A 21,797-nucleotide genomic window follows, 5' to 3' on the forward strand; every position below is an offset into this window, starting at 1 on the left:
GAGGCTGTCCGCGCCGTCGTTGCCGTAGAGCTTGTCGTCGCCAGCACCGGCCCGCAGCGCGTCGTTGCCCAGGCCGCCGCTCAGCGTGTCGTTGCCCAGCCCCGCCAGCAGCGTGTCGTTGCCATCGCCACCCTCCAGCGTGTCCTGCCCGTCGCCGCCGTCCAGCGTGTCGTCGCCCGCGCCGCCGATCAGCGTGTCGTCACCCTCGGCACCCTTGAGCAGGTCCCGCCCCTCGCCGCCGTCCAGCAGATCGTGGCCCAGCCCGCCGCTCAGCGTGTCGTTGCCCAGCCCCGCCAGCAGCCGGTCGTTGCCGTCACCGCCGTTCAGCACGTCCTGCCCGTCGCCACCGTCCAGCAGGTCGTTGCCCAGGCCACCCGTCAGCGTGTCGTCGCCCGCGCCGGTGGTCAGCTGGTCGTCGCCCGCCCCGCCGTCCAACAGGTTCCGGCCACCACCGCCCAGCAATGTGTCGTTGCCCAGCCCGCCCAGCAGCGTGTCACTGCCCAGGCCCGCTGCCAGCCGGTCGTTGCCATCGCCGCCGTCGAGCAGGTTGTTGCCCTCGCCCCCGTCCAGCCGGTCGTCGCCCGTCTCGCCGTAGAGCTTGTCGCTGCCTTCCGCACCCGACAGCGTGTCGTTGCCCAGCCCGCCATAGGCCAGGTCGTCGCCCAGCTCGCCATAGACGCTGTCCGCCCCGTCGCCGCCGTACAGCGTGTCGTTGCCCGCGCCACCTATCAGCGTGTCCAGCCCCGCCTCGCCGTAGAGGCTGTCCGCGCCGTCGTTGCCGTAGAGCTTGTCGTCGCCAGCACCGGCCCGCAGCGCGTCGTTGCCCAGGCCGCCGCTCAGCGTGTCGTTGCCCAGCCCCGCCAGCAGCGTGTCGTTGCCGCCGCCGCCCTCCAGCGTGTCCTGCCCGTCGCCGCCATCGATGCGGTCGTCGCCTTCCTCACCGAACAGCGCGTCATCGCCCTCGCCGCCCAGCAGCGTGTCGTTGCCCAGCCCGCCATAGGCCCGGTCGTTGCCCGCCTCGCCCACCAGGGTATCGGCACCCTCGCCGCCATAGGCCAGGTCACCGCCCGCACCCCCGTTCAGCAGGTCGCTCCCCACGCCGCCCAGCAGCGTGTCCGCGCCATCCTCGCCGAACAGCTTGTCGTCGCCCTCGTCGCCGAAGATCAGGTCCTGCCCGGCCCCGCCGCCGAGCTGGTCGTCGCCCGCATCCCCGCCCAGCCGGTCGTTTCCGGCCTCCCCGAACACCCGGTCAGCCCCCAACCCACCCCGCAGCAGGTCGTCGCCCTCGCCACCCAACAGCTTATCGTCCCCGCCCGCGCCATCGATGCTGTCCGACCCCGCCGTGCCCAGCAGCACGTCGTTCAGGTCACGGCCCATCCGGAACAAACGGTCCGCCGGACGCAGCAGGGAAAAATTCGGTTCCTGGCTCATGCTCATGCCCCCGTGAGTGGCACCAAGCACCTCTTCCCGCTCGCGCGTGGCCCGACAGCGCAGGTCAGCGAAGAGGCAAGGAGCTTGGCGGAGAAGTGGACGGCCGCGATGCGCTGCAGCATCACCAACAACTTCTTAACTCACGCCATCGTGTACATCCACTGGTTGTATAGCTATAATTGCAACAGATGGATGCAGAGCAAGTTTCAACCTGAAGTTGCGTTCTTCGGATTCGATTCGCTGGCGGGAGGGCCGATGCCTCCTCAGGGGCAGTTCAGCCGCGGAGCAGCGCCGCTTCGGTTTCGGCCTGCAGCGGCATAGCCGCGGCCGCACCGGTCCGCCCGATGGCGATCGAGGCCGCCGCCGCCGCCCGTCGCATGGCCGCGGCCAGGGGCTCGCCCCGCGACAAACCCGCCGCGAGCACCCCGCACCAGCAATCCCCCGCCCCCGTGGTATCGACCACGCTGGCCGCGAAGGCGGGCTGGTGCAGGATCGCCGCCGCCGTAGCGGCGTCCGCCCCGGCCTCGCCGCGCGTGACCGCGACATCCACGCCCAGGGCCGCCCGCAGGGCCTGGGCGTCGGGGGATGATCCCAGCCGGTCGGCCAACCAGGCCGCCTCGTGCTCATTGGCCACGAGCAGGTCCAGCCCTCCCAGCAGGGAGAGCGCATCCTCGGGCGGCGCGAAGTTCAGCACCACCCGGGCGCCCCGCCGCCGGGCGCGCCCGATCAGCTGCTCCATCTCCGCCACCGGCACTTCCATCTGCAGCAGCAGGACGGTGGCTGGTGACAGGATGGCGTCCTCGACCTGGTCGGCACGGGCCAGCGCGTTGGCCCCGGGCGCCACGGCGATCTGGTTGCGCCCCGCCTGGTCCACGCAGATGCAGGCCGCCCCGGTCGGCGCGTCGGTGTCCCGCAAGCGGGTCAGGTCCACCCCGGAATCGCGCAGGGCCGACATCGCCACCGCCGCGAGGGCATCGCGGCCGACCGCGCCGGCAAACGCCGTGGGCACCCCGTCTCGCGCCGCGGCAACCGCCTGGTTGGCGCCCTTCCCACCGGGCAGTGCCCGCCAGGCCTGCCCCATCACCGTGCGCCCGGGGGCTGGCAGCTCCGGCACTGGAAACACCAGGTCGGCATTGGCCGAGCCGAACACCAGCACGCCCATCAGCCCGGCCCGCCCCGGCGAGATCGCGCAGCGCACCTCATGCGGTCGCGCGCCCCAGCGCGAAGCCCGCCAGCAGGCAGCCGAGCATGATCGCCCCCAGGTCGCCCAGCAGCGCCTGCGCCAGGGGCAAGCCGATAAACAGCGCCAGCAGGATGGCGGTGACGGAAACCGGGCGACGCCACCAGGGCCGCCGCGGCGCGCCGGGCTGCGACCGCCCGGCGTTCTTGTTCTTGCTGCCGCCGGCGGGGCGGGGCGGCGGGCTGCTCACCCGCCGGGCCGGCTTGCTGCTGCCGTCACGCTTGACGGCGGCGCCGCTCACGCGTCGCGTCCCAGCACCGCCAGCAGTTCCCGCCATTCGCGCTTGCTCAGCCCCGAGGCCTCGGCCGTCACCGCCTGCCCGGCCAGCATCCCGCGCACCGCTTCCAGCATGCGCGCGGACAGCGTCACCGCGCCCAGCCGGTATTCCCGGAACGCCTCGGCACACAGCGGCACCCAGGCTTCCAGCACGCGCAGCATGGCGTCGGCATAGACGCGGATCTCGTACTGGGCGTGCGGGTCGGCGCGCAGGCTCAGGAAGCTCATGAGGTTGTGGAGGTCGGCCTTCCAGTACCACTGGGTATAGGCGTTCAGGGTCAGGTTCATCCGCGCCAGCTCGCGCGCCAGGCCCTGGCGGGACGGGTCGATCGGCTGGCCCGACTCGTCCTCGTTCAGCATCTCCAGGTAATGGTCGTAGTTGCGGCCGGCATCATCGCGCAGCAGGCCCAGCACGCGCTCGGCTTCCTCGCCCTCCAGCACCGCGCCGCGGCCCTGGCGGTTGCTGCTGGACTGCGCGGCCAGCGCGGCGCGGTCGGGCAGGTAGAATTCCCGGTCCAGCACGGAATACCGGGCGGAATACTCGTTCACGTTGGCCATGCGATGGCGGATCCACTGCCGCGCCACGAAGATCGGCAGCTTGGCGTGGAACTTGATCTCGCACATCTCGAAGGGCGTGGAATGGCGGTGCCGCAGCAGGTAGCGGATCAGCCCGCGATCCTCGTTGGCCGCCCGGGTGCCGCGGCCGTAGGACACGCGCGCCGCCTGCACCACCGCGGCGTCATCGCCCATGTAGTCCACCACCCGCACGAAGCCGTGGTCCAGCACCGGCAGCGGCTCGAACAGCATGGCTTCCAGCGCGGGCACGGTGGGGCGGCGGGTCTGGAAGCGCTGCTCGCGCGCCTCGGCCAGTTCCGCGAGTTGCGCGTCGGTGAAGTCCATGGCCCGCCCCTTAGCTGCCCGCGCGCGGCCCGGCCACCCCGTCCGGTCCCGCCGCGCCGGCGAGACGCGACTGTAGACGCGGCATCCGCCCCGCGGCACCCCGCGTCGAGGGGCGCTGGCCGTTATCCCCGGTATCCTCAGCCCGTCGCCGCGGGCCTGGGCGGAACGGCCGGAACCGGAAAACCGCGTGGGGACGACCACCGCTCCCCCCTCGATTTCCCGGGCAACGTCGCCTATATGTCCTCCGTCCCCTCGGGGACTATGGCGATAAACGTTACGTGGAATAAGCGTTGCGGACCCGGGGGCAGTACCCGGCGCCTCCACCATCCTTCCCCGGCCTTATCACCCGGGGGCAGCAAGGACGTTCGGGGGCGAAACAGGCTCGACGCGCGAGGTAAAGACGTAGCTTTTGCCCGGCATTGTACCGCCGTTATCGGGCTAAATCATAAGTGCCAACGATAACAGCCGCGAGGCTGTGGCGCTCGCTGCCTAGGAATAGGTAAGCGCGGTCCGGGGGGAACCGGGCAACAGAATCCCCCCACTTTCGCCGCCCCGCTGGCGCCGCCGCGGCTTCGTTCCTAAACTCAGGGCGAGCGGAATAGATATCCCATGAGCGACACCCCCGACCAGCCGCATTTCGCGGACAGCCTGCTGCCCTATGACCGGTGGACCGAGGAGGCGATGCGCGAGGTCGCGCTCCGTGCCCTGGCGCATGCGGGGGAGCACGGGCTGCCCGGCGAGCACCATTTCTACCTCACCTTCCGCACCGGCGCCCCGGGCGTGGTCGTGCCGGGCCACCTGCGCGCGCGCTACCCGCAGGAGATGACCATCGTCCTGCAGCACCAGTTCTGGGACCTGAAGGTCGACCGGGCGGCGCGGCAGGTTTCGGTGGGGCTGAGCTTCGGCGGCACCCCCTCGACCCTGGTGGTGCCCTTCGACGCCATCACCGCCTTCCTGGACCCCCAGGTGCGGCTCGGCCTTCGCTTCGGCCCGCCCGGGGAGGAAGAGGGCGAGCCGGAGGCGGAGTCCGAACCCACCGACCTGCTCCCCGCCGCAGAACCGCCCCCTGAGCCGCCCCCGCCGGGCCCCGCCCAGGTCGTCAGCCTGGATGCCTTCCGCCGCCGTCCGGGCACCACGCGCGACTGATCCGCGGACTGCCGCGGCAAGCCGGGCGCAGCACCCCGGACGGCCGCGGAATCGGGCCGCATCCCCTTGGTCGGGAAGGGCCGGGGAACCATCTCCGAGACCGGCCCGCCGTGTCGCGGAGCCGGTCCTGCCGCGCGCCCCACGCAAGGAACCCGTGCCGCCTTCGCGGCTGTCACGGTGTCGTTCGTTGCGCTAGAGCGGGGCGGACCTTTCTTCCTGCTTGATCCGGAGAGCGACCGTGAGCACCACCCTCGACGCCCCCTCCCCCGTCGGCGGTGCCGGCCACAGCGAAGCCGATGCGGGCATGCCCGTCGGCACCCGCAGCAAGGGCTTCGCCTACAGCCCCGTCTTCCCGCTGGGCGAGGACACCACCCCCTACCGCCGCCTGCCCATCGAGGGCATCCGCACCATCGAGGTCGAGGGCAAGCGCGTCCTGAAGGTGCCGACCCAGGCGCTGGAAGACCTGGCCTTCGCCGCCTGCCGCGACGTGTCGCACCTGCTGCGCCCCGGCCACCTGGCGCAGCTGCGCCGCATCCTGGAGGACCCCGAGGCCTCTGCCAACGACCGCTTCGTGGCGCTGGACCTGCTGAAGAACGCCAACATCGCCGCCGGCGGCGTCTTGCCGATGTGCCAGGACACCGGCACCGCCATTGTGTTCGGCAAGAAGGGCCAGCGCGTCTGGGTCGAGGGCGACGAGGAGGAGGCGCTGAGCTACGGCGTCCACCGCACCTACACCGAGACCAACCTGCGCTATTCGCAGATGGCGCCGCTGACGATGTTCGAGGAGGTCAACACCGGCAACAACCTCCCCGTCCAGTTCGACATCTACGCGAACCCCGGCGAGCACCACGCCGACGAGTTCAAGCTGATGTTCGTGCTCAAGGGCGGCGGATCGGCCAACAAGACCTTCCTGTTCCAGCAGACCCGCGCGGTGCTGAACAAGCCCAAGCTGCTGGCCTTCCTGGAAGAGAAGATCAAGACGCTCGGCACCTCGGCCTGCCCGCCCTACCACCTGAGCATCGTGATCGGCGGCACTTCGGCGGAAACCTGCCTCAAGACGGTCAAGCTCGCCTCCACCCGTTGGCTGGACAGCCTGCCCGACCACGGCGACCGCACCGGCCACGCCTTCCGCGACAAGGAGCTGGAAGCCGAGGTCCACAAGCTGACCCAGAACATCGGCATCGGCGCGCAGTTCGGCGGCAAGTATTTCTGCCACGACGTGCGCATCGTCCGCCTGCCCCGGCACGGCGCCTCCCTGCCCATCGGCATCGGCGTGTCCTGCTCGGCCGACCGGCAGATCAAGGCGGTGATCAACGCCGAGGGCGTGTTCCTGGAGGAGCTGGAGCACGACCCCGCCAAGTACCTGCCCGAGCACACGGAGGAGATCCTGGGCGGCGAGGTGGTGAAGATCGACCTCAACCGCCCGATGGACGAGATCCGGGCCGAGCTGAGCCGGCATCCGGTGAAGACCCGGGTGTCGCTGACCGGCACCATCGTGGTGGCCCGCGACATCGCCCACGCCAAGCTCAAGGAACGGCTCGATGCCGGCCAGGGCCTGCCGCAATACCTGAAGGACCACCCGGTCTACTACGCCGGCCCGGCCAAGACGCCGGACGGCATGGCGACGGGCTCCTTCGGCCCCACCACCGCCGGGCGCATGGACAGCTACGTGGCGGAGTTCCAGGCCGCCGGCGGCTCCCTGGTGATGCTGGCCAAGGGCAATCGCTCCCGCGCCGTCACCGCTGCCTGCCAGGTCAACGGCGGCTTCTACCTGGGCTCCGTCGGCGGTCCCGCCGCCCGGCTGGCTCAGGACTGCATCCGCAAGGTCGAGGTGCTGGAATACCCCGAGCTCGGCATGGAAGCGGTGTGGAAGATCGAGGTCGAGGATTTCCCCGCGTTCATCGTGGTGGACGACAAGGGCCACGATTTCTACGACGGGCTGGAATAAGCACCCGCCGGCCGCCGTGTCCTCGCGGGCGCGGCGGCCGCATCCTGCCCGGCCCCCGCGGCCGGGACGCCTGCACCCCGTGGCCGGGACGCCTCGCGCATGAACACGACGTATCTGGACCGCGCCCCGGAGGACGGCTCGCCCCGCGACACCCGCTTCAACGGCCCGGGCTGGTACGTGCTGGACGACCGCGGCACGCTGGTGGACGGTCCCTTCGACACGGAGGAGCGCGCCCGCGAGGTGATCGCCCAGCAATACCCGGCCCCGCCCCACTGATCCCGTGACCCGGCGCCGCATCTCCTCCGGAAGCCGCTTCGAGGAGGAGATCGGCTATTCCCGCGCAGTGGTGGACGGGCGCGACGTCTTCGTGTCCGGCACCACCGGCTACGACTACGCCGCCATGACCATCGCGCCCGGCGTGGTGGAACAGTGCGAGCAGTGCTTCCGCAACATCGCCGAGGCCCTGGCCGAGGCCGGCGCCTCGCTGGACGAGGTGGTGCGGGTGCGCTTCATCGTGCCGCAGCGGGAAGACTGGGAACCCTGCTGGCCGGTGGTGCGCCGCCACCTCGCCCGCGCCCGCCCCGCCGCCACCCTGATCCATGCCGGCCTGCAGACCGACGCCATGCGCATCGAGATCGAGGTCACGGCGCGTTTGCCGGAACCCGGTTCCCCCTGACACCGGCGCAACGGCGTGGGGCCTGCGGGCGCCACCCGCCGCCCGCAGGCCGAGACGGGCCGGAACCAGGGCATGCTCCTGCCGAGTTGACCTCCACCGGCAGTCTCGGCCATGTGGCGGGCTCGCACAGTGGATGCGCCGGACCATGACCGACACTGCCGTGCCGACCGCACGGAAAGGCTCCCGGACGCCGCGATCCGCCCGCCCCGTCGGCGCCGCCGCCGACGCTTCCCGTTCCGCATCCCGTCCGCCGGGCGCCGCTCCGGCCCCTGGCGAGCCCTGGACGGGCGGGCGACCCGCTTCCCTGAAGGGATTTCCTTGATGCGCTTCGCCGTGGACCGGCTCGACCACCTCGTGATCACCTGCGCCGATGTCGAGGTCACGGCCTCCTGGTACCAGCGCGTGCTGGGCATGGAGCGGGAAGCCTTCGGGCCGCAGAACCGCACGGCGCTGCGCTTCGGTGGCCAGAAGATCAACCTGCGCCCGGCGACCTCCGGCCCGGTGGAATGGGACAGCGGCCGGGCTGCCGCCCCCGGCGTGCAGGACCTGTGCTTCATCGTCGCCGTGTCGGCCGAGGACGTGACCGAGCACCTGCGCGAATGCGGGGTGGAGATCACGGAGGGACCGGCGCCGAAATGGGGCGCGCTGGGGCCGATCACCTCCGTGTATTGCCGCGACCCCGAGGGCAATCTGATCGAGATTTCCACCTACTCGCGGCACGACTGACGCCGTCGAGCCTCCGGCTTCTTGAGGGCAGCAAGCCGGGGGGAAGTATCCCCCCGGACCCCCTTCTTTTTTCGGGAGTCTGCGGGCGCGCCGGTGACCACCGGGGCACTTTTACTCCCGAAAAAAGGAGGGGGCTCGGGGGAGTTCACTCCCCCGGCCTTCCCCGCTCAGGACATGCCCCGGGCAGCAGCGCGATGCACGCTGCCGTGAGTTCGGGGCCTACGGGGGCCTCGCCTCGCTCCTGCCCGCTTTGCGCCGCGGGCCGCACCGCCCACCTGTCGGCCTCCGCAGGAACAAGGACCCCGGCCATGCCCGACACCCGCACCGAAACGGACAGTCTCGGCACCATCGAGATCCCGGCCGACCGCTACTGGGGCCCGCAGACCGAACGCGCCCGCCAGCTGTTCCGCATCGGCGCCGAGCACTTCCCCCCCGGGCTGATCCGCGCCGTCGGGCTGCAGAAGCGCGCGGCGGCGGAGGCCAACAAGGCGCTGGGCGAGCTGCCGGCCGAGATCGCCGACCCGATCATCGCCGCCGCCACCGAGATCGCGGAGAACCGGCGCGACGCCGACTTCCCCCTGCCGGTGTGGCAGACGGGCTCGGGCACCCAGACCAACATGAACGCCAACGAGGTCATCTCGAACCGCGCCAACGAGATGCTCGGGCAGCCCCTGGGCTCCCGCCAGCCGGTGCATCCCAACGACCACGTCAACCGCGGCCAGTCCTCCAACGACAGCTTCCCCACGGTGATGCACGTCGCGGCCGCCGAGGCGGTCACCAAGCGCCTGCTGCCCGCCCTGGAGGTGCTGCACGAGAGCCTCGCCCGCCGCGCCCGGGAATGGGAGGGCGTGGTCAAGGTCGGCCGCACCCACATGATGGACGCCGTGCCGGTGACGCTGGGCCAGGAATTCGCCGCCTGGGCGCGCCAGGTGGAGCTCGGCCTCGCGCGCCTGCGCGACACCCTGCCGCGGCTGATGCCGCTGGCCCAGGGCGGCACCGCCGCCGGCACCGGGCTGAACACCCATGCCGATTTCGCCCGCGTCTTTGCCGAGCGCATGGCCGCACTCACCGGCCTGCCCTTCACCGCCAATCCCAATCCCTTCGAGGGCATGGGCGCGCACGACGCGCTGGTGGAACTGCAGGGCGCGATGAACGTGCTGGCCGTGTCGCTCAACAAGCTGGGCAACGACATCCGCCTGCTGGGCTCCGGCCCGCGCTCCGGGTTGTCGGAGCTGGTGATCCCGGCGGACGGGCTTTCCTCCTCCATCATGCCGGGCAAGACCAACCCCACCCAGTCCGAGGCGCTGACCATGGTTTGCGCCCAGGTGATGGGGAACACCACCACGGTCACGGTGGCGGGGGCGCAGAGCTTTCTGGAACTCAACGTGTTCAAGCCGGTGATCATCCAGGCCGTGCTGCAATCGGCCAACCTGCTGGCCGACGTGGCGGAAAGCTTCGCCCGCAACATGGTGGACAAGCTGGAGCCCAACCTGGACCGCATCGCCCAGAACCTGGCCAACTCGCTGATGCTGGTGACGGCGCTGAACCCGCATATCGGCTACGACAAGGCCGTGCAGATCGGCAAGCTGGCGCTGCGCGAAGGGCTGCCGCTGCGCGAGGCCGCGTCCCGCCTGGGCCACGTGTCGCCCGAGGATTTCGACCGCTGGGTGCGGCCGGAGGACATGCTGCATCCCGGAGCCACCCTGGCGGGCGGGTGAGCAACCTCGTCAAGCGGTCCTTCACGCTGGCGGGCCACCGGACCTCGGTGGCCCTGGAGCGGGAATTCTGGTCGGCGCTGGAGGCGGTGGCGGCGCGGCGCGGCCTCGGCCTCGCCCGGCTGGTGGCGGCCGTGGATGCCGGGCGGGGGGAAGAGGGCGCCCCGCCCCTGGCCTCGGCGCTGCGCCTGCTGGCGCTGGCGGAAGCCGCCAACCGGGACTGACCACGCAACCGCCGAGAGGGCTCGCCGGTTCGACCGGAGCGCGCGCGAGGAGAAACCAGTATGGCAACGACGGCAAACCGCGGCCGGGTCCTGTTCTGGACGGCCGGCCTGCTGCTCCTGGCCCCGCTCGCCGTGGCCCAGCCCGCCGGCCCGGGCGCCCCGGCTGCCCCGGCCGCTCCTGCACCCGCCCCGGGCGATGCGATCCCCAGCCCGCCGGCCGGCAGCCCGCCGCGCGGCGCCCAGCCCGCGCCCCGGCCCGCCGACCCCATCCTGGTGCCGGGCCCGGCCGCCCCGACCCCGAGCACCACGGCCGACCCGGGCATCGTCGCCCCCACCCCCGAGCCGCCGCCGCGCAGCATGCCCCTGGTGACGCCGCCCAATGGCAGCGGCAGCACCGCCCGCTGAAACCAAACTTTTCCGCAAGTCCCGGCCTGCGTCGTGGATCGGCCGCCCGCCGGCGCGGTCTGGACGGGCCAGAAATGCCAGAAAGCGCTGAAAATGGCAGAAAACGCCGGAAGTGGCAGAAACGGCGAAATCTGCCACGGACATCACCGTGCTTGACTGCCAACCGCTTGAAGTTGTAGGATTATATTCTGGAAACGGCCCTGCCGCGGGGGCCCGCGGTAAGGAAGTAAGAAGGTAAGGAAGTAAGGCAAACGGCCACCTCCCGCGGCCCGCAACGGCCTCCGGATCAGCCGCCCCGCTCGGCGCGCCAGCGCAGCCAGGGCGCCAGTTCCGGCACGCGGCGTGGCCGCGCCGGGTTGCCGGTCAGGCGCAGCACCGGGTCCGGCCCTTCGGGTTGCCGCAGGGCCAGGGCCAGATCCAGCGCGGAGCGTGCCAGGTCCACCTCGCCGGACGCTTCCAGCCGCACCCCTTCGGCCGAGAGCGCCGCCTGCGACAGCACCGCGCGCCCCTGGTCCAACCTCGCCGCCACGTCCAGCGTGCCGAAGGCGGTGCCGCCGCCCCGCAGCGCCTGCCGCAGCGCCGCTTCCGCCCCCGGCCCGGGGATCAGCGCCGATTGCTGCGCGTTGGCGGCGTCCAGCCCCACCAGCACGCCGTCGCGCGCCCGCAGCGAGGCCTCGCCGCCCAGCGTCGCCAGCAGCGCCGCCGGGCTGCTGCCCACCGCCTGCAGCTTCGCCGTCGCGTCCAGCCGCCCGCCGGTGAGGTCGAAGGGCAGGCCGAACAGCGCCCCCGTCACCGCCGCTCCGGTCAGCTCGCCGTCCAGCGTCAGGCGCGGCACGGGACCGGCGGCGTCCAGCCCGAACACGCCCGCCACGGTGCCGCCGGAAATCCCGGCGCGCACCAGGCTGAGCCGCAGCGCGCCGTCGCGCAGGAGCAGCCCGCCCTCGGCGTCCTCCAGCACCGGCACGCCCCAGGGCCCCAGGCGCTGCGCCGTCAGCACCAGCTCGGCATCCAGGGCGCGCAGGGGCGCGAGCTGCAGCGGCTCCTCCCAGCGGCCTTCGGGCAGCGGCACGGGCAGGCTTTCCGCGGCGATCCGGCCGGACAGCCGCGGCCGGACGCCGCCTGTCGCCAGGGCGAGCTGCCCGCCGGCGCGCAACCCGCCCGCCACCAGGTCGAAGCGCTCGGCCATCACGCCCTGCGGTGCCGCGGCGAGCTGCATCACCAGCGCCATCGAGCCCTCGCCCAGCCAGTCGCCGCGGCCCGGCCCCGCCAGCGCCGCCACCAGCCGCGGCGCGCCGGGATGGCGCAGCGTCACGGAAGCGGCGGCCCGCCGCCCCGGCAGGTTCAGCGTGCCGTTGCTTTCCAGGCGCAGTTCGGCCCAGTCCGCTTCCGTCCGCAGCGCCAGCGCGTCCGGGGAACCGTTGCCGGACAGGCGCAGCGTCAGGGGCTCCGCCGCCAGCCGGGTGGTGTCGGGCCAGCCGCCGGGGATCAGCGCGAAGAGCGGCCGCGGGTCGGGGGCGGCCAGCTCCAGCCCCAGCTCGGCCAGCCGCGGCTGCGGGCCCAGCAGCACGGCGCCGGACGCGCTGATCTCCGCGCCGGCCAGCCGGCCGGTGAGCTGCCGCACGGTCAGGCGCCCGTTCTCCAGCGCCGCGTCCAGGCTGGTGCGCTCCGCCGCCACGCCGCCCAGCGCCGCGCCCAGCCCCAACTGGTCCACCGCGAGGCGCAGGTTGGCGTCGAAGCTGCCGAGGTCGCGCGACAACTCCTCCCAGGAGCGGCCGGGCCGCACCAAACCGTCCAGGTCCAGCCGGTCCAGCGTCAGCCCCAGACCCAGCGCCGGGCGCGCCCCGGTGCGCAGCACCCCCGCCCCCGAGAGGCGGGAGCCGTCGATCGTGGCGGAAATCTCCGGCAGCGCCGCCTGCCCGTCCTCCAGCACCAGCCGCGCCCGGCCCTCGCCGCGCCGCAGCCGGCTGGGGGCGAGGCTGTCCAGCGGCCAGCCCAGCGCGGCCAGGGTGGTGCGCAGCTCCGTTCCCTCGAAGCTCAGCATGGCTTCCAGCCGGCCGCCGGCGGTGGCGCCGGCCAGGTCCACCGCCGTGTCGCCGGGCAGCAGGGCGGAGGCGTCGGTCAGGCTGATGCGGTCGCCCTCCCGCACCACGGAGGCGCGCAGGCGCCGCAGCGGCATGCCGCGCACAACCGCCGCTTCCGCCGAAAGGTCCAGGCCGAAGGGAATGCCGCCGGTGCCGCGCAGCGAGGCGAGCCAGGGGTCCAGTTCCAGCCGCCCCGCCGCCAGGGCGAGGTCGAGCCGGGGCGCCGGCCGCAGCCGCAGCGTCAGCGCCCCGCGCGCCGGGCTGCCCGCCACGTCCAGCGACAGCTCGTCCGCCACGATCAGCTCGGCCGAGGCCGAGAGGCGCCCCGAAGCGCGAAAGGCCCCGGGCGGCCCGGGCAGCAGCACCGACAGGTCGGGGCCCGAAGCTTCCGCAGTGCCTTCCAGCCCGCCCGAGGGTGGCAGCACCCCGCGCGCGGCGATGGCCGTGCCGCCGGAGGACAGGGTCAGGTCCAGCGGCATGGCGCCGTCGAAGCCCGCCCGGCCGAGCGTGGCCACGAAGCGAACCTCACGCCCGGCCCAGGGTGCCGGCACCGGCGCGCCCCCGGGTGCCGCGGCCCCGGGCAGGGTCGGGGCCGGCACGAAGGTCCCCTCGGCCCGCAGCGCATCGGATTCCGCCCCGGCGGAGAAGCGGGCGCGCACCTGCTGCAGCACCGCGGCGCCGACCGTGACGCGCCCGTCCACCACCTCGCCCTCGAAGCCGCTGAGGCCGGCGGAAAAGGTGAAGCTCGGCACGGGTGGCCAGGGCAGGCGGATATCGGCGCCCACCAGCGTGACCTCGCGCGGGGAAAGCTGGCCGCGCAGCAGTGCCCAGCCGTCCAGCCGCAGCCGCAGGGCGCGGGCGCCGAAGCCCAGCGGGTCCTCGGGGCGGCCGACGGACACGCCTTCGGCTTCCAGCCTCGGGCTGGGCAGCAGCACCAGCCGCACCGGGCCGGACAGCGACACCGGCCGGCCCAGCCGGTCCGCCGCCACCGCCGCCAGCTGGTCGCGCCGGGCCGTCCAGTCCGTCAGCCGCGGCGCCAGCCACAGGCCGCCGAGGAGCAGCACCAGCAGCAGCGCGCCCAGCGCGGCGAAGCGGCGGGGCGCGTTCACAGTCGTGGCAGGGGAGGCGCGGCCACCGCCCCGCCATGCTCCGCCCAGAACTCCCCGCCCATCATGAAACGATCCCGCGCTGCACCGAATCCGGCGGCACGATGCGCGGGGGCGTCCGGCGCGTCCACACCCGCGCCGCAGCCCCGGCGCCTCGGCCGCGTTGCTCCGCCGCGAAGGAGAGCACGGGATGGCTTACGAACTCTTCTACTGGCCGGGCATTCAGGGGCGCGGCGAGTTCGTGCGCCTGGCGCTGGAGGAGGCGGACGCGCCGTACTGCGACGTGGCCCGCGAGTCCCGCGACGCGGTGTCGGCGATCCTGGGCGACGCGGCGACCGTGCCCATCCCCTTCGCGCCGCCGGTGCTGCGTGACGGCGATCTGGTGATCGGCCAGACCGCCGCCATCCTGCTGCATCTCGGGGCGCGGCACGGGCTGGCGCCGGCCACGGAGGTCGGGCGGCTCTGGTGCCATCAGGTGCAGCTGACCCTGGCCGACCTGGTGGACGAGGTACACGACACCCACCACCCCGTGGCCTCCTCCCTGTACTACGAGGACCAGCGGCCGGAGGCGGCGCGGCGGGCCGAGAACTTCCGCAGCGAGCGGCTGCCGAAATTCCTGGGCTGGTGCGAGCGGGTGCTGGCGCGCAACCCCGCCGGGGACGCCCATCTCGTGGGCGATGCCCTCACCTATGCCGACCTGTCGCTGTTCCAGGTGGTGGAAGGGCTGCGCTACGCCTTTCCCCTCGCCGCGGCGCGCGAACTGGCGGCGATGCCGCGCGTCGTCGCGCTGCATGCGGCCGTGGCCCGCCGGCCCCGGATCGCGCGCTACCTCGCGAGCGAGCGGCGGTTGCCCTTCAACCAGCAGGGCATCTTCCGCCACTACCCCGAGCTGGATGGCTGAGCCGCCCGGAGCCCGCCGGAGGCACCGAATCGGCTCCCCCCGCCGCAGCTTGACCGGGGCTGCCCCCGCCCGGTCGCCGGCGGCGCGACCGGCTGCCCGGACACTCCGCCCCGGTCCGGCCGCGGATCGCCCGCGGAACCCGGGGCGGAACGGGGCGTTGACCCGCTGTTTGCATCCCTGACAGCATGATCGGGCCGCGACGAGGGGCGCAACGCTTCGCCTCCCCTGCCCGCGACGTGCTAAGCGCAGGGGGCGGGAACGCAGGCCGGGCAGCTTCGCGGGCGGGGTGATTTGGGATTCTGGGGCAAGATTATCGGCAGCACGATCGGCTTCGCCATGGGCGGGCCCTTCGGCGCGATGCTGGGCGCATCCCTCGGCCATGCGGCCGATGAGGGTGCCTTGCGCGGTGCCCTGCCCGGGGGTGCCAACATCGCCGCCATGCTGGGGTCGCGCGAAACCGTCTTCGCGGTGTCGGTGGTGGTGCTCTCCTCCAAGCTCGCCAAATGCGACGGGCCGGTGAAGCGGGCCGAGATCGACGCCTTCAAGACCCAGTTCCGCATCCCGCCGGAAAGCATGCGCGACGTCGGCGAGCTTTTCGACCGCGCCCGCGATTCCTCCGAAGGGTTCGAATCCTACGCCCAGCGCCTCGGCGAAAGCTTCGCCGGCGAGCCGGGCATGCTGGAGGACGTGCTGACGGCGCTGTTCCGCGTCGCCGCGGCCGATGGCCCCGTGAACCGGGCGGAGATGGAATTCCTGGGCGCGGTGCATGCCCGCCTCGGGCTGGAACCGGCGGCCTGGGAGCGTGCCCGCGGCGGCCGTCCTCGCCCCGACGCCCTGCCACCCCGGGGCGAGGAGGGCAGCGACCCCTACGTCACCCTCGGGCTGAGCCGCACGGCCAGCGACGAGACGGTGCGCGCCGCCTGGCGGCAGCTGATGCGCGACCACCACCCCGACAGCCTAACCGCCCGCGGCATGTCGGCCGAGCTGGTGTCGCGCGCCACCGGCAAGGTGGCGGAGATCAACGCCGCCTGGGACCGGATCAAGCGGGAGCGAGGGCTATGAGCAGCAGCGTCGAACCGGTCCGCGACGGGGCGGGATACCGTTCCCACCTTCGCATCCGCGAACTGCCCAGCCCCAACTGGGACGAGCGCCCGGCCGGGATGCCCGTGGACGTGCTGCTGCTGCACTACACGGACATGCAGAGCGGCGCAGCGGCCATCGCCCGGCTGCGCGACCCGGAGGCCAAGGTGTCCGCCCACTACGTCGTGGAGGAGGACGGGTCGATCTTCCGGCTGGTGCCGGAAGCCCGGCGCGCCTTTCATGCCGGCGTGTCGCGCTGGCGCGGCCACGAGGCGCTGAACGGCCGCTCGATCGGCATCGAGGTAGTGAACCCCGGCCATTCCTGCGGCTATCGCCCCTTCCCGGCCCTGCAGATGGCCGCGCTCTGCGACCTGTGCCTGGAGATCATAGGGCGCTGGCCGATCCCGGCGCGCAACGTGGTGGGCCATTCCGACGTGGCGCCGGACCGCAAGCGCGACCCCGGCGAGCTGTTCGACTGGGAAGGGCTGGCCGCCGCGGGCGTCGGCCTATGGCCGCGCGGCGTCAACGGCGACTCCACCGCGCCGGAGCCGGACGGCATGCCCGAGGCGCTCGACCTGCTGGATCGCATCGGCTTTCCCGTGGACCCCGAGCGGCCGGAACCCGCGCTGACCGCTTTTCAGCGGCATTGGCGGCAACAGGCGGTCACCGGGCAGCTCGACTCCGGCACGCTGGCCCGGCTGCGCGCCGTGGCGGCGCTCTGCGCCCGGCCGGGCTGAAAACCCCGGCTCTGCTTGACCCCGAGTCGGCCGCGGCGGCATAAGCCCGCGGTGCCAGATGGCTGGACGGCCGCGGGACGGATCGCGAGACTCCGTGTCGAGGAAAGTCCGGGCTCCACGGAAAAACGGTGCCGGCTAACGGCCGGCGGGGGTCAAACCCCAGGGAAAGTGCCACAGAAAACAAACCACTCGCGCGCCTCGTGCCCGCGGGAAAGGATGAAACGGTGCGGTAAGAGCGCACCGCGCCCCCGGCAACGGGGGCGGCAGGGCAAACCCCACCGGGAGCAAGGCCGAATAGGGGCGGCCGGCGTGGATTCTCGGGGCGACCCGCAGGATCGGACGCGGGGGCTTTTCCGCCCCGTCGCCCGGGTTGGCCGCGAGAAGCGGGTCGCGAGACTCGCTCCAGAGGAATGGTCGTCCGCTTTCCCGTCCGGGAAAGTGACAGAACCCGGCTTACAGGCCGTCTGGCACTCTTATCCACACAACCGGCAGTGAGTCCGTCGCTGCGCTTACAACTCCTGGCGCAAGTCTTTGATTTCTGACAATCCGTATCAGCGTTGCAGGCCAAGGTTCTGATTTTGCTGCCGTGTCCTGCGCGACACACCGCCCTGCAACACGGCGACATTGGTTTGTAACACCACCTTCTCCCTTGGCGGGGGCTTCCGGCCCATGCTATCCCGCCTCATCCCGTGAGGTCGCTTCCTGAGGGGGTTGCAGGGACCGCAACGGGGTGTCGGGCGAGCCGGCGGAATCGGGGGGTTCCGCCGGCCGTTTGCCCGGCAACGGGCGCGGGGGTTCATCCCCCTGCGCCCCGAGCCCTGGGGGAGGGACGCTCTGTCGGCGCATGACCCTGTTCCTGGGCACCCATCACAATCGGCTGGACAAGAAGGGGCGGGTCTCCATTCCCGCGCCCTTTCGCTCCATCCTGGAAAAGCTGGGCACGCAGGACCTGGTGCTGAAGCCGCACCCCCTGGACCCCAGCGTGGAATGCTGGCCGCAAACGGCCTTCGAACAGTTCTCGGTCACCGCGACGCCGGACAACCCGCTCGAGGACCCGCGCGACGACCTGATGATGGCGCTCTTCTCCTTCGCCGAGGGGCTGCGCCCGGACGTCGAGGGCCGGGTGGTGCTGCCGGCCGGGCTGGTGGCGCATGCCGGGCTGACGGACACGGTATCCTTCGCCGGGGTGGGCACGCACTTCCAGATCTGGGCGCCGGGGAATCTGGCGGAACGCCAGCGCGCGGCCTTCGAGAAGGAAAAGGCGCGGCTGCAGGCCCTGCGGGACCGGCAGGCGTGAGCGGCGCCGCCCCCGCCACCGCCAACCGGCCCGGCCACCTGCCGGTGATGCTGGCCGAGGTGCTGCGCGCCCTGGCGCCGCGCGACGGCGGCCGCTACCTGGACGCCACCTTCGGCGGCGGCGGCTATAGCGCGGCCATCCTGGAGGCCGCCGACTGCACCCTCTGGGCGCTGGACCGCGACCCCGACGCCATCGCCCGCGGCGAGGCCCTGGCCGCGCGCTTTCCCGGCCGGCTGCACCTGCTGGAAGGCCGCTTCGGCGACATGGGGTCGATCCTGGCCGAAGCCGGCGCGGGCGGGCTGGACGGCGTGGTGTTCGACTTCGGCGTGTCCTCCTTTCAGCTCGACCAGCCGGAGCGGGGCTTCTCCTTTCGCGCCGAAGGGCCACTGGACATGCGCATGGAGCGCGCCGGCCCTTCCGCCGCCGACCTGGTGAACACGCTCGACGAGGCCGAGCTCGCCGACCTGTTCTGGCAGCTGGGCGAGGAGCGCCATTCCCGCCGCGTCGCCCGCGCCGTGGTGGCCGCCCGCGCCGAGGAGCCGATCACCTCTACCGGCCGGCTGGCCAGCATCGTGCGCAGCGCGGTGCCGCGCGACCCTTCGGGCATCGACAGCGCGACCCGCAGCTTCCAGGCGCTGCGGCTGCGGGTGAACGACGAGCTGGGCGAAATCGAGCGCGGCCTGGCCGCCGCCGCCGAGCTGCTGGCCCCCGGCGGCCGGCTGGTGGCCGTGTCCTTCCATTCGCTGGAAGACCGAATCGTGAAGCGCTTCCTGCGCGACGCGTCCGGCCGCAAGCCCGCCGCGTCGCGCCACGACCCGGCCGCCCTGCTGGCGCCCACCACGGCGGCGTTCCGCCTCCTCACCACCTCCGCCCTCCGCCCCGGGGCGGAGGAGCTGCATGCCAACCCGCGCGCCCGCTCCGCGAGGCTCCGCGCCATGGAAAGGCTCGACCGATGATCCGCCCCCTGACGCTGCTCACCTTGCTCGCCGCGGGCGGGGCCGGGCTGCACCTGTATCAGGTGAAGCACTCGGTTTCGCTTCTGGACAAGGAGCTGCGCGACATCCGCGGGCAGACGGAAGCGGCGCGTGCGCGCACCGGCATCCTGCGAGCGGAATGGCAGCTGCTGAACGACCCCGAGCGGCTGCGCCGCAACGTGCAGGCGCTGCTGCCGCTGGACACGATGCAGCCGGCCCAGTTCATCCGCATGCAGGACCTCGACCGCCGCCTGCCGCAGGCGGTGGCCTTCAACGGCGCGCCCAGCCTCTTCGCCGCCCGTCCGCCCGCCGATGCCGAGGTGGCGGTTGCCGCCGCGGAGCCGGCGCCCGCCGTGGCCGTCGCCGCGGCCGCCCCGGTCCGGCCCGCCGCGCCGGTGGAGGTGCCCGCCCTGGTGGCCGCCGCTGCCGCGGCACCGGCGCCCCGGGAGCGCCCCCCGGCCGAGACGCCCGTCGCTGCCGCCCGCCGCCCCGCCCCGCGCGCGGCCGAGCCGGCCGCCGTGGCCAGCGTAGCGCCGCGCGCCCCGGCGCCGCGCGCCGAGCCGGTGCACCAGGAGGTCCCGCGCCTTGCCGAGCCACGCCCCGTGGCCCCGCCGCGGGTGCTGGCCGTATCGCGCCCCGCCCCGGCGCCCCGCCCCGCCCCGGCCGAGGTCGCCCAGGCCCAGTTGCCGCCCCTTCCGGCGCCGCGTCCGCCGCAGCCGCTCTACCGCCCGGCCGTGATCGCCGCGTCGCCCGCCCCGAGCTATGCCGCCCCTGCGCCGGCCCCGGTCGCGCCCGCCGCCTCCGCGCTCGGCGGCGCGCGCGGCTTCCTGGCGCCGCCGGTGCCGATCGCTTCCGCTTCCGCCGCCACCCTGTCGCCCGGCTACGCGACGCGATGACCGGCCCCCGCGCGCCGCGGCCGGACGAGGCCCCGGTCGGCCGGCGGACTGCCCCGCCCCTGCCCCGCGCCCGCGCGGCCACCTTCACGGAAGGCGCGGGCGCCCGGACGGCGCAGCCCGACCTGGCCCGGCGCGCGGCCCTGGAACGTTCCCGCGGCCGGCTGGTGCTGGCGGCGGCGGGCTTCGGCCTGTTGTTCACCGCGGTCGGCCTGAAGCTGACCTATGCCACGCTGCTCGACCCGCGGGAGCCGCGCCGCATCGCCGCGCGTCCCACGCCCGCCACCCAGCAGGTCGCCCGCTCCGTGGCGCGCGGCCCGATCACCGACCGCAACGGCGAGATCCTGGCCGTGTCGCTGCCCGTGACCGAGCTGGTGGCCAATCCCAGCGTGATCGACGACCCGGCCAAGGTAGCGGACCAACTGGTGCGCATCCTGCCGCAGCTGGACCGTGAGCGGCTGGTGCATCGCCTGACCGGCGAGCGGCAATTCGCCTATATCGCCCGCTCCCTGACCCCGCGCGAAACCCAGGCGGTGAACAACCTGGGCGTGGCCGGGCTGGAGTTCCACCAGGCCGAGCGCCGCTACTACCCGCAGGGCCGCGCCGCCGTGCACGTGCTGGGCAACGTGGACGTGGACAATGAGGGCGTGTCCGGCGTCGAGCGCTACTTCAACGAGCGCCTGCGGCTGCGGCCCGACGACGGGCTGCGCCTGTCGGTCGACGTGCGCGTGCAGCTGGCGCTGCGCGACGCCGTGCAGCAGGCCATCACGGACTACAACGGCATCGGCGGCGCCGGGGTGATCCTGGACATCAACACCTCCGAGGTGATCTCGATGGTGTCGCTGCCGGACTACGACGCGGGCGACATCGGCGGCGCCACGCCGGAGCAGCGCTTCAACCGCGTCACCGTGGGCACCTACGAGCCCGGCTCCACCATGAAGCTGATCACCACGGCCATGGCGCTGGAAGCCGGCACCACCTCGATCTACGGCGGCTTCGACGCGTCGCGGCCGATCCGGGTGGGGCGCTTCACCATCTCCGACTACCGCGGCAAGAACCGCTGGCTCTCGCTGCCGGAAATCCTGGCCTATTCCTCCAACCTCGGCGCGGCCCATATGGCCGCCACGGTGGGGCCGGCGCGGCACCGCGAGTTCATGGGGCGGATGGGGCTGCTGCAGCGCATCCACCTGGAGCTGCCGGAAACGGCCATGACCCTGGCGCCCTCGGCCAATAGCTGGCGCGAGGTCAACACCTACACGATCGGCTTCGGCCACGGCATCAGCGTGACGCCGCTGCACATGATCAACGCCATCGCGGCCCTGGCCAATGGCGGCATCCTGCACGAGCCGACGCTGATCGCGCAGCCGCCGGGCGCGGTGCGCGACGGGGTGCGGGTGATCAGCCAGCAAACCTCCGACACCATCCGGCGGCTGATGCGGATCGTGGTGACGGAGGGTTCCGCCAAGTCGGCGGAGGTGCCGGGCTACTTCGTGGGCGGCAAGACCGGCACGGCGCAGAAAACCGGGCCGCGCGGCGGCTACCTCGCGGACAAGCGTATCACCGCCTTCACCGGCGCCTTCCCGATCCAGGCGCCGCGCTACGCGCTCTACGTCATGGTGGACGAGCCCAAGCCCAACGCGCGCTCGCACGGCTTCGCTACCGCGGGCTGGGTGGCTGCCCCGGCGGCGGGCAGCGTGATCGCCCGCGTCGCGCCCATCCTGGGGCTGGTGCCGGACGATCCGCGCGACCCCGCGATCAACGCCGCCATCACCGTGCCGCTGCAGCCCGGCCGCGGGCCCGCCACGCCGCGGGTTCCCGCGCAGGCCGCCAATACCCCCGCGGACGCGCCCGCCGGCCGCGCACCGGCGGCCGGCCAGCCGGCGGCCCGTCCCGCCGTGACCACGCCGCCCCGCCCCGCCACGCCCAGCCCCGCCACGGGCCAGAACCCGCTGCGGGTGACCGGGGCGTCGCCCCAGGAGCTGGCGCCTTGGGGTCCGGATCTTGCCGAGGCTCGATGAACTGGTGCGCGCCCTGCCCGACC

At 73.2% G+C, this 21,797-nt stretch carries 20 protein-coding genes and 2 other RNA genes; 17 read left to right on the plus strand and 5 right to left on the minus strand.

Annotation, left to right across the window (positions count from 1 at the left end):
- From ACLIBK_RS19590 to thyX, 4 genes are all read right to left on the minus strand, one after another.
- Positions 1 to 1,431, minus strand: a 1,431-nt coding sequence (locus ACLIBK_RS19590; protein ID WP_415388986.1) for a calcium-binding protein, incomplete at its 3' end; no start/stop codon positions are given.
- A gap of 274 nt (positions 1,432 to 1,705) precedes the next feature.
- On the minus strand, positions 1,706 to 2,629 hold the full coding sequence (locus tag ACLIBK_RS19595) for a PfkB family carbohydrate kinase (protein ID WP_415388987.1): 924 nt from the start codon (positions 2,627 to 2,629) through the stop codon (positions 1,706 to 1,708).
- A gap of 1 nt (position 2,630) precedes the next feature.
- Positions 2,631 to 2,912 carry a hypothetical protein gene (locus tag ACLIBK_RS19600; RefSeq protein WP_415388988.1) on the minus strand — a complete coding sequence of 94 codons (282 nt, stop codon included), beginning with the start codon at positions 2,910 to 2,912 and terminating at the stop codon, positions 2,631 to 2,633.
- Positions 2,909 to 3,847, minus strand: a complete 939-nt coding sequence (thyX, locus tag ACLIBK_RS19605) for an FAD-dependent thymidylate synthase (RefSeq protein ID WP_415388989.1) — start codon at positions 3,845 to 3,847, stop codon at positions 2,909 to 2,911. The genes ACLIBK_RS19600 and thyX overlap by 4 nt, the downstream gene beginning before the upstream one ends.
- 207 nt (positions 3,848 to 4,054) lie before the next feature.
- Here thyX and ssrA point away from each other — a divergent pair.
- The 9 genes from ssrA (at position 4,055) to ACLIBK_RS19650 (ending at position 10,687) form a co-directional block, all read left to right on the plus strand.
- Positions 4,055 to 4,390, plus strand: a transfer-messenger RNA (tmRNA) gene (ssrA, locus tag ACLIBK_RS19610).
- A 66-nt stretch (positions 4,391 to 4,456) separates the two neighbouring features.
- Positions 4,457 to 4,993: an SspB family protein gene (locus tag ACLIBK_RS19615; RefSeq protein WP_415388990.1), complete on the plus strand. Its 537-nt coding sequence runs from the start codon at positions 4,457 to 4,459 to the stop codon at positions 4,991 to 4,993.
- A gap of 304 nt (positions 4,994 to 5,297) precedes the next feature.
- On the plus strand, positions 5,298 to 6,941 hold the full coding sequence (locus ACLIBK_RS19620; RefSeq protein ID WP_415389028.1) for a fumarate hydratase: 1,644 nt from the start codon (positions 5,298 to 5,300) through the stop codon (positions 6,939 to 6,941).
- Between the two features lie 99 nt (positions 6,942 to 7,040).
- Complete coding sequence (locus ACLIBK_RS19625; protein WP_415388991.1) at positions 7,041 to 7,217, plus strand: hypothetical protein; 177 nt, start codon at positions 7,041 to 7,043, stop codon at positions 7,215 to 7,217.
- Positions 7,218 to 7,221: 4 nt separating this feature from the next.
- Positions 7,222 to 7,617, plus strand: coding sequence for a RidA family protein (locus ACLIBK_RS19630; protein ID WP_415388992.1), 396 nt, complete (start codon positions 7,222 to 7,224; stop codon positions 7,615 to 7,617).
- Between the two features lie 321 nt (positions 7,618 to 7,938).
- Positions 7,939 to 8,343, plus strand: coding sequence for a VOC family protein (locus ACLIBK_RS19635; protein WP_415388993.1), 405 nt, complete (start codon positions 7,939 to 7,941; stop codon positions 8,341 to 8,343).
- Between the two features lie 308 nt (positions 8,344 to 8,651).
- Positions 8,652 to 10,061: a class II fumarate hydratase gene (locus ACLIBK_RS19640; protein WP_415388994.1), complete on the plus strand. Its 1,410-nt coding sequence runs from the start codon at positions 8,652 to 8,654 to the stop codon at positions 10,059 to 10,061.
- On the plus strand, positions 10,058 to 10,282 hold the full coding sequence (locus tag ACLIBK_RS19645) for a ribbon-helix-helix domain-containing protein (RefSeq protein WP_415388995.1): 225 nt from the start codon (positions 10,058 to 10,060) through the stop codon (positions 10,280 to 10,282). The genes ACLIBK_RS19640 and ACLIBK_RS19645 overlap by 4 nt, the downstream gene beginning before the upstream one ends.
- Before the next feature lie 60 nt (positions 10,283 to 10,342).
- Positions 10,343 to 10,687 (plus strand): hypothetical protein, encoded by a 345-nt coding sequence (locus ACLIBK_RS19650; protein ID WP_415388996.1) that lies wholly within the window; start codon positions 10,343 to 10,345, stop codon positions 10,685 to 10,687.
- A gap of 286 nt (positions 10,688 to 10,973) precedes the next feature.
- Here the strand turns inward: ACLIBK_RS19650 and ACLIBK_RS19655 are convergent, their stop codons facing one another.
- Complete coding sequence (locus ACLIBK_RS19655) at positions 10,974 to 13,877, minus strand: AsmA-like C-terminal region-containing protein (RefSeq protein WP_415388997.1); 2,904 nt, start codon at positions 13,875 to 13,877, stop codon at positions 10,974 to 10,976.
- 187 nt (positions 13,878 to 14,064) lie between these two features.
- Here ACLIBK_RS19655 and ACLIBK_RS19660 point away from each other — a divergent pair, with 187 nt between their 5' ends.
- The 8 genes from ACLIBK_RS19660 (at position 14,065) to ACLIBK_RS19695 (ending at position 21,774) form a co-directional block, all read left to right on the plus strand.
- Positions 14,065 to 14,775: a glutathione S-transferase gene (locus tag ACLIBK_RS19660; RefSeq protein ID WP_415388998.1), complete on the plus strand. Its 711-nt coding sequence runs from the start codon at positions 14,065 to 14,067 to the stop codon at positions 14,773 to 14,775.
- Between the two features lie 291 nt (positions 14,776 to 15,066).
- Positions 15,067 to 15,837, plus strand: coding sequence for a TerB family tellurite resistance protein (locus ACLIBK_RS19665; protein ID WP_415388999.1), 771 nt, complete (start codon positions 15,067 to 15,069; stop codon positions 15,835 to 15,837).
- Entirely contained in the window at positions 15,834 to 16,592 is a 759-nt protein-coding gene (locus ACLIBK_RS19670) for an N-acetylmuramoyl-L-alanine amidase (RefSeq protein ID WP_415389000.1), read from the plus strand. The genes ACLIBK_RS19665 and ACLIBK_RS19670 overlap by 4 nt, the downstream gene beginning before the upstream one ends.
- A gap of 54 nt (positions 16,593 to 16,646) precedes the next feature.
- An RNA gene (rnpB, locus tag ACLIBK_RS19675) (RNase P RNA component class A) lies at positions 16,647 to 17,064 on the plus strand.
- Positions 17,065 to 17,436: 372 nt separating this feature from the next.
- A complete protein-coding gene (locus ACLIBK_RS19680) occupies positions 17,437 to 17,889 on the plus strand; it encodes a division/cell wall cluster transcriptional repressor MraZ (protein WP_415389001.1) in 453 nt (150 codons plus the stop codon).
- Positions 17,886 to 18,845: a 16S rRNA (cytosine(1402)-N(4))-methyltransferase RsmH gene (gene rsmH / locus ACLIBK_RS19685; protein ID WP_415389002.1), complete on the plus strand. Its 960-nt coding sequence runs from the start codon at positions 17,886 to 17,888 to the stop codon at positions 18,843 to 18,845. The genes ACLIBK_RS19680 and rsmH overlap by 4 nt, the downstream gene beginning before the upstream one ends.
- Positions 18,842 to 19,759 carry a hypothetical protein gene (locus ACLIBK_RS19690; RefSeq protein WP_415389003.1) on the plus strand — a complete coding sequence of 306 codons (918 nt, stop codon included), beginning with the start codon at positions 18,842 to 18,844 and terminating at the stop codon, positions 19,757 to 19,759. Before rsmH ends, ACLIBK_RS19690 begins: the two co-directional genes overlap by 4 nt.
- Complete coding sequence (locus ACLIBK_RS19695) at positions 19,756 to 21,774, plus strand: peptidoglycan D,D-transpeptidase FtsI family protein (RefSeq protein WP_415389004.1); 2,019 nt, start codon at positions 19,756 to 19,758, stop codon at positions 21,772 to 21,774. Before ACLIBK_RS19690 ends, ACLIBK_RS19695 begins: the two co-directional genes overlap by 4 nt.
- Positions 21,775 to 21,797: the final 23 nt, after the last annotated feature.

The sequence above is a fragment of the Roseomonas sp. BN140053 genome (assembly GCF_047690175.1).
Classification (GTDB): Bacteria; Pseudomonadota; Alphaproteobacteria; order Acetobacterales; family Acetobacteraceae; genus Roseomonas.

Coding starts and splice junctions, on each gene's coding strand:
- thyX (WP_415388989.1), bottom strand. CDS start 3,847: ATGGACTTCACCGACGCGCAACTCGCGGAACTGGCCGAGGCGCGCGAG.
- ACLIBK_RS19615 (WP_415388990.1), top strand. CDS start 4,457: ATGAGCGACACCCCCGACCAGCCGCATTTCGCGGACAGCCTGCTGCCC.
- ACLIBK_RS19620 (WP_415389028.1), top strand. CDS start 5,298: ATGCCCGTCGGCACCCGCAGCAAGGGCTTCGCCTACAGCCCCGTCTTC.
- ACLIBK_RS19625 (WP_415388991.1), top strand. CDS start 7,041: ATGAACACGACGTATCTGGACCGCGCCCCGGAGGACGGCTCGCCCCGC.
- ACLIBK_RS19635 (WP_415388993.1), top strand. CDS start 7,939: ATGCGCTTCGCCGTGGACCGGCTCGACCACCTCGTGATCACCTGCGCC.
- ACLIBK_RS19640 (WP_415388994.1), top strand. CDS start 8,652: ATGCCCGACACCCGCACCGAAACGGACAGTCTCGGCACCATCGAGATC.
- ACLIBK_RS19650 (WP_415388996.1), top strand. CDS start 10,343: ATGGCAACGACGGCAAACCGCGGCCGGGTCCTGTTCTGGACGGCCGGC.
- ACLIBK_RS19660 (WP_415388998.1), top strand. CDS start 14,065: ATGGCTTACGAACTCTTCTACTGGCCGGGCATTCAGGGGCGCGGCGAG.
- ACLIBK_RS19670 (WP_415389000.1), top strand. CDS start 15,834: ATGAGCAGCAGCGTCGAACCGGTCCGCGACGGGGCGGGATACCGTTCC.
- ACLIBK_RS19680 (WP_415389001.1), top strand. CDS start 17,437: ATGACCCTGTTCCTGGGCACCCATCACAATCGGCTGGACAAGAAGGGG.
- ACLIBK_RS19690 (WP_415389003.1), top strand. CDS start 18,842: ATGATCCGCCCCCTGACGCTGCTCACCTTGCTCGCCGCGGGCGGGGCC.
- ACLIBK_RS19695 (WP_415389004.1), top strand. CDS start 19,756: ATGACCGGCCCCCGCGCGCCGCGGCCGGACGAGGCCCCGGTCGGCCGG.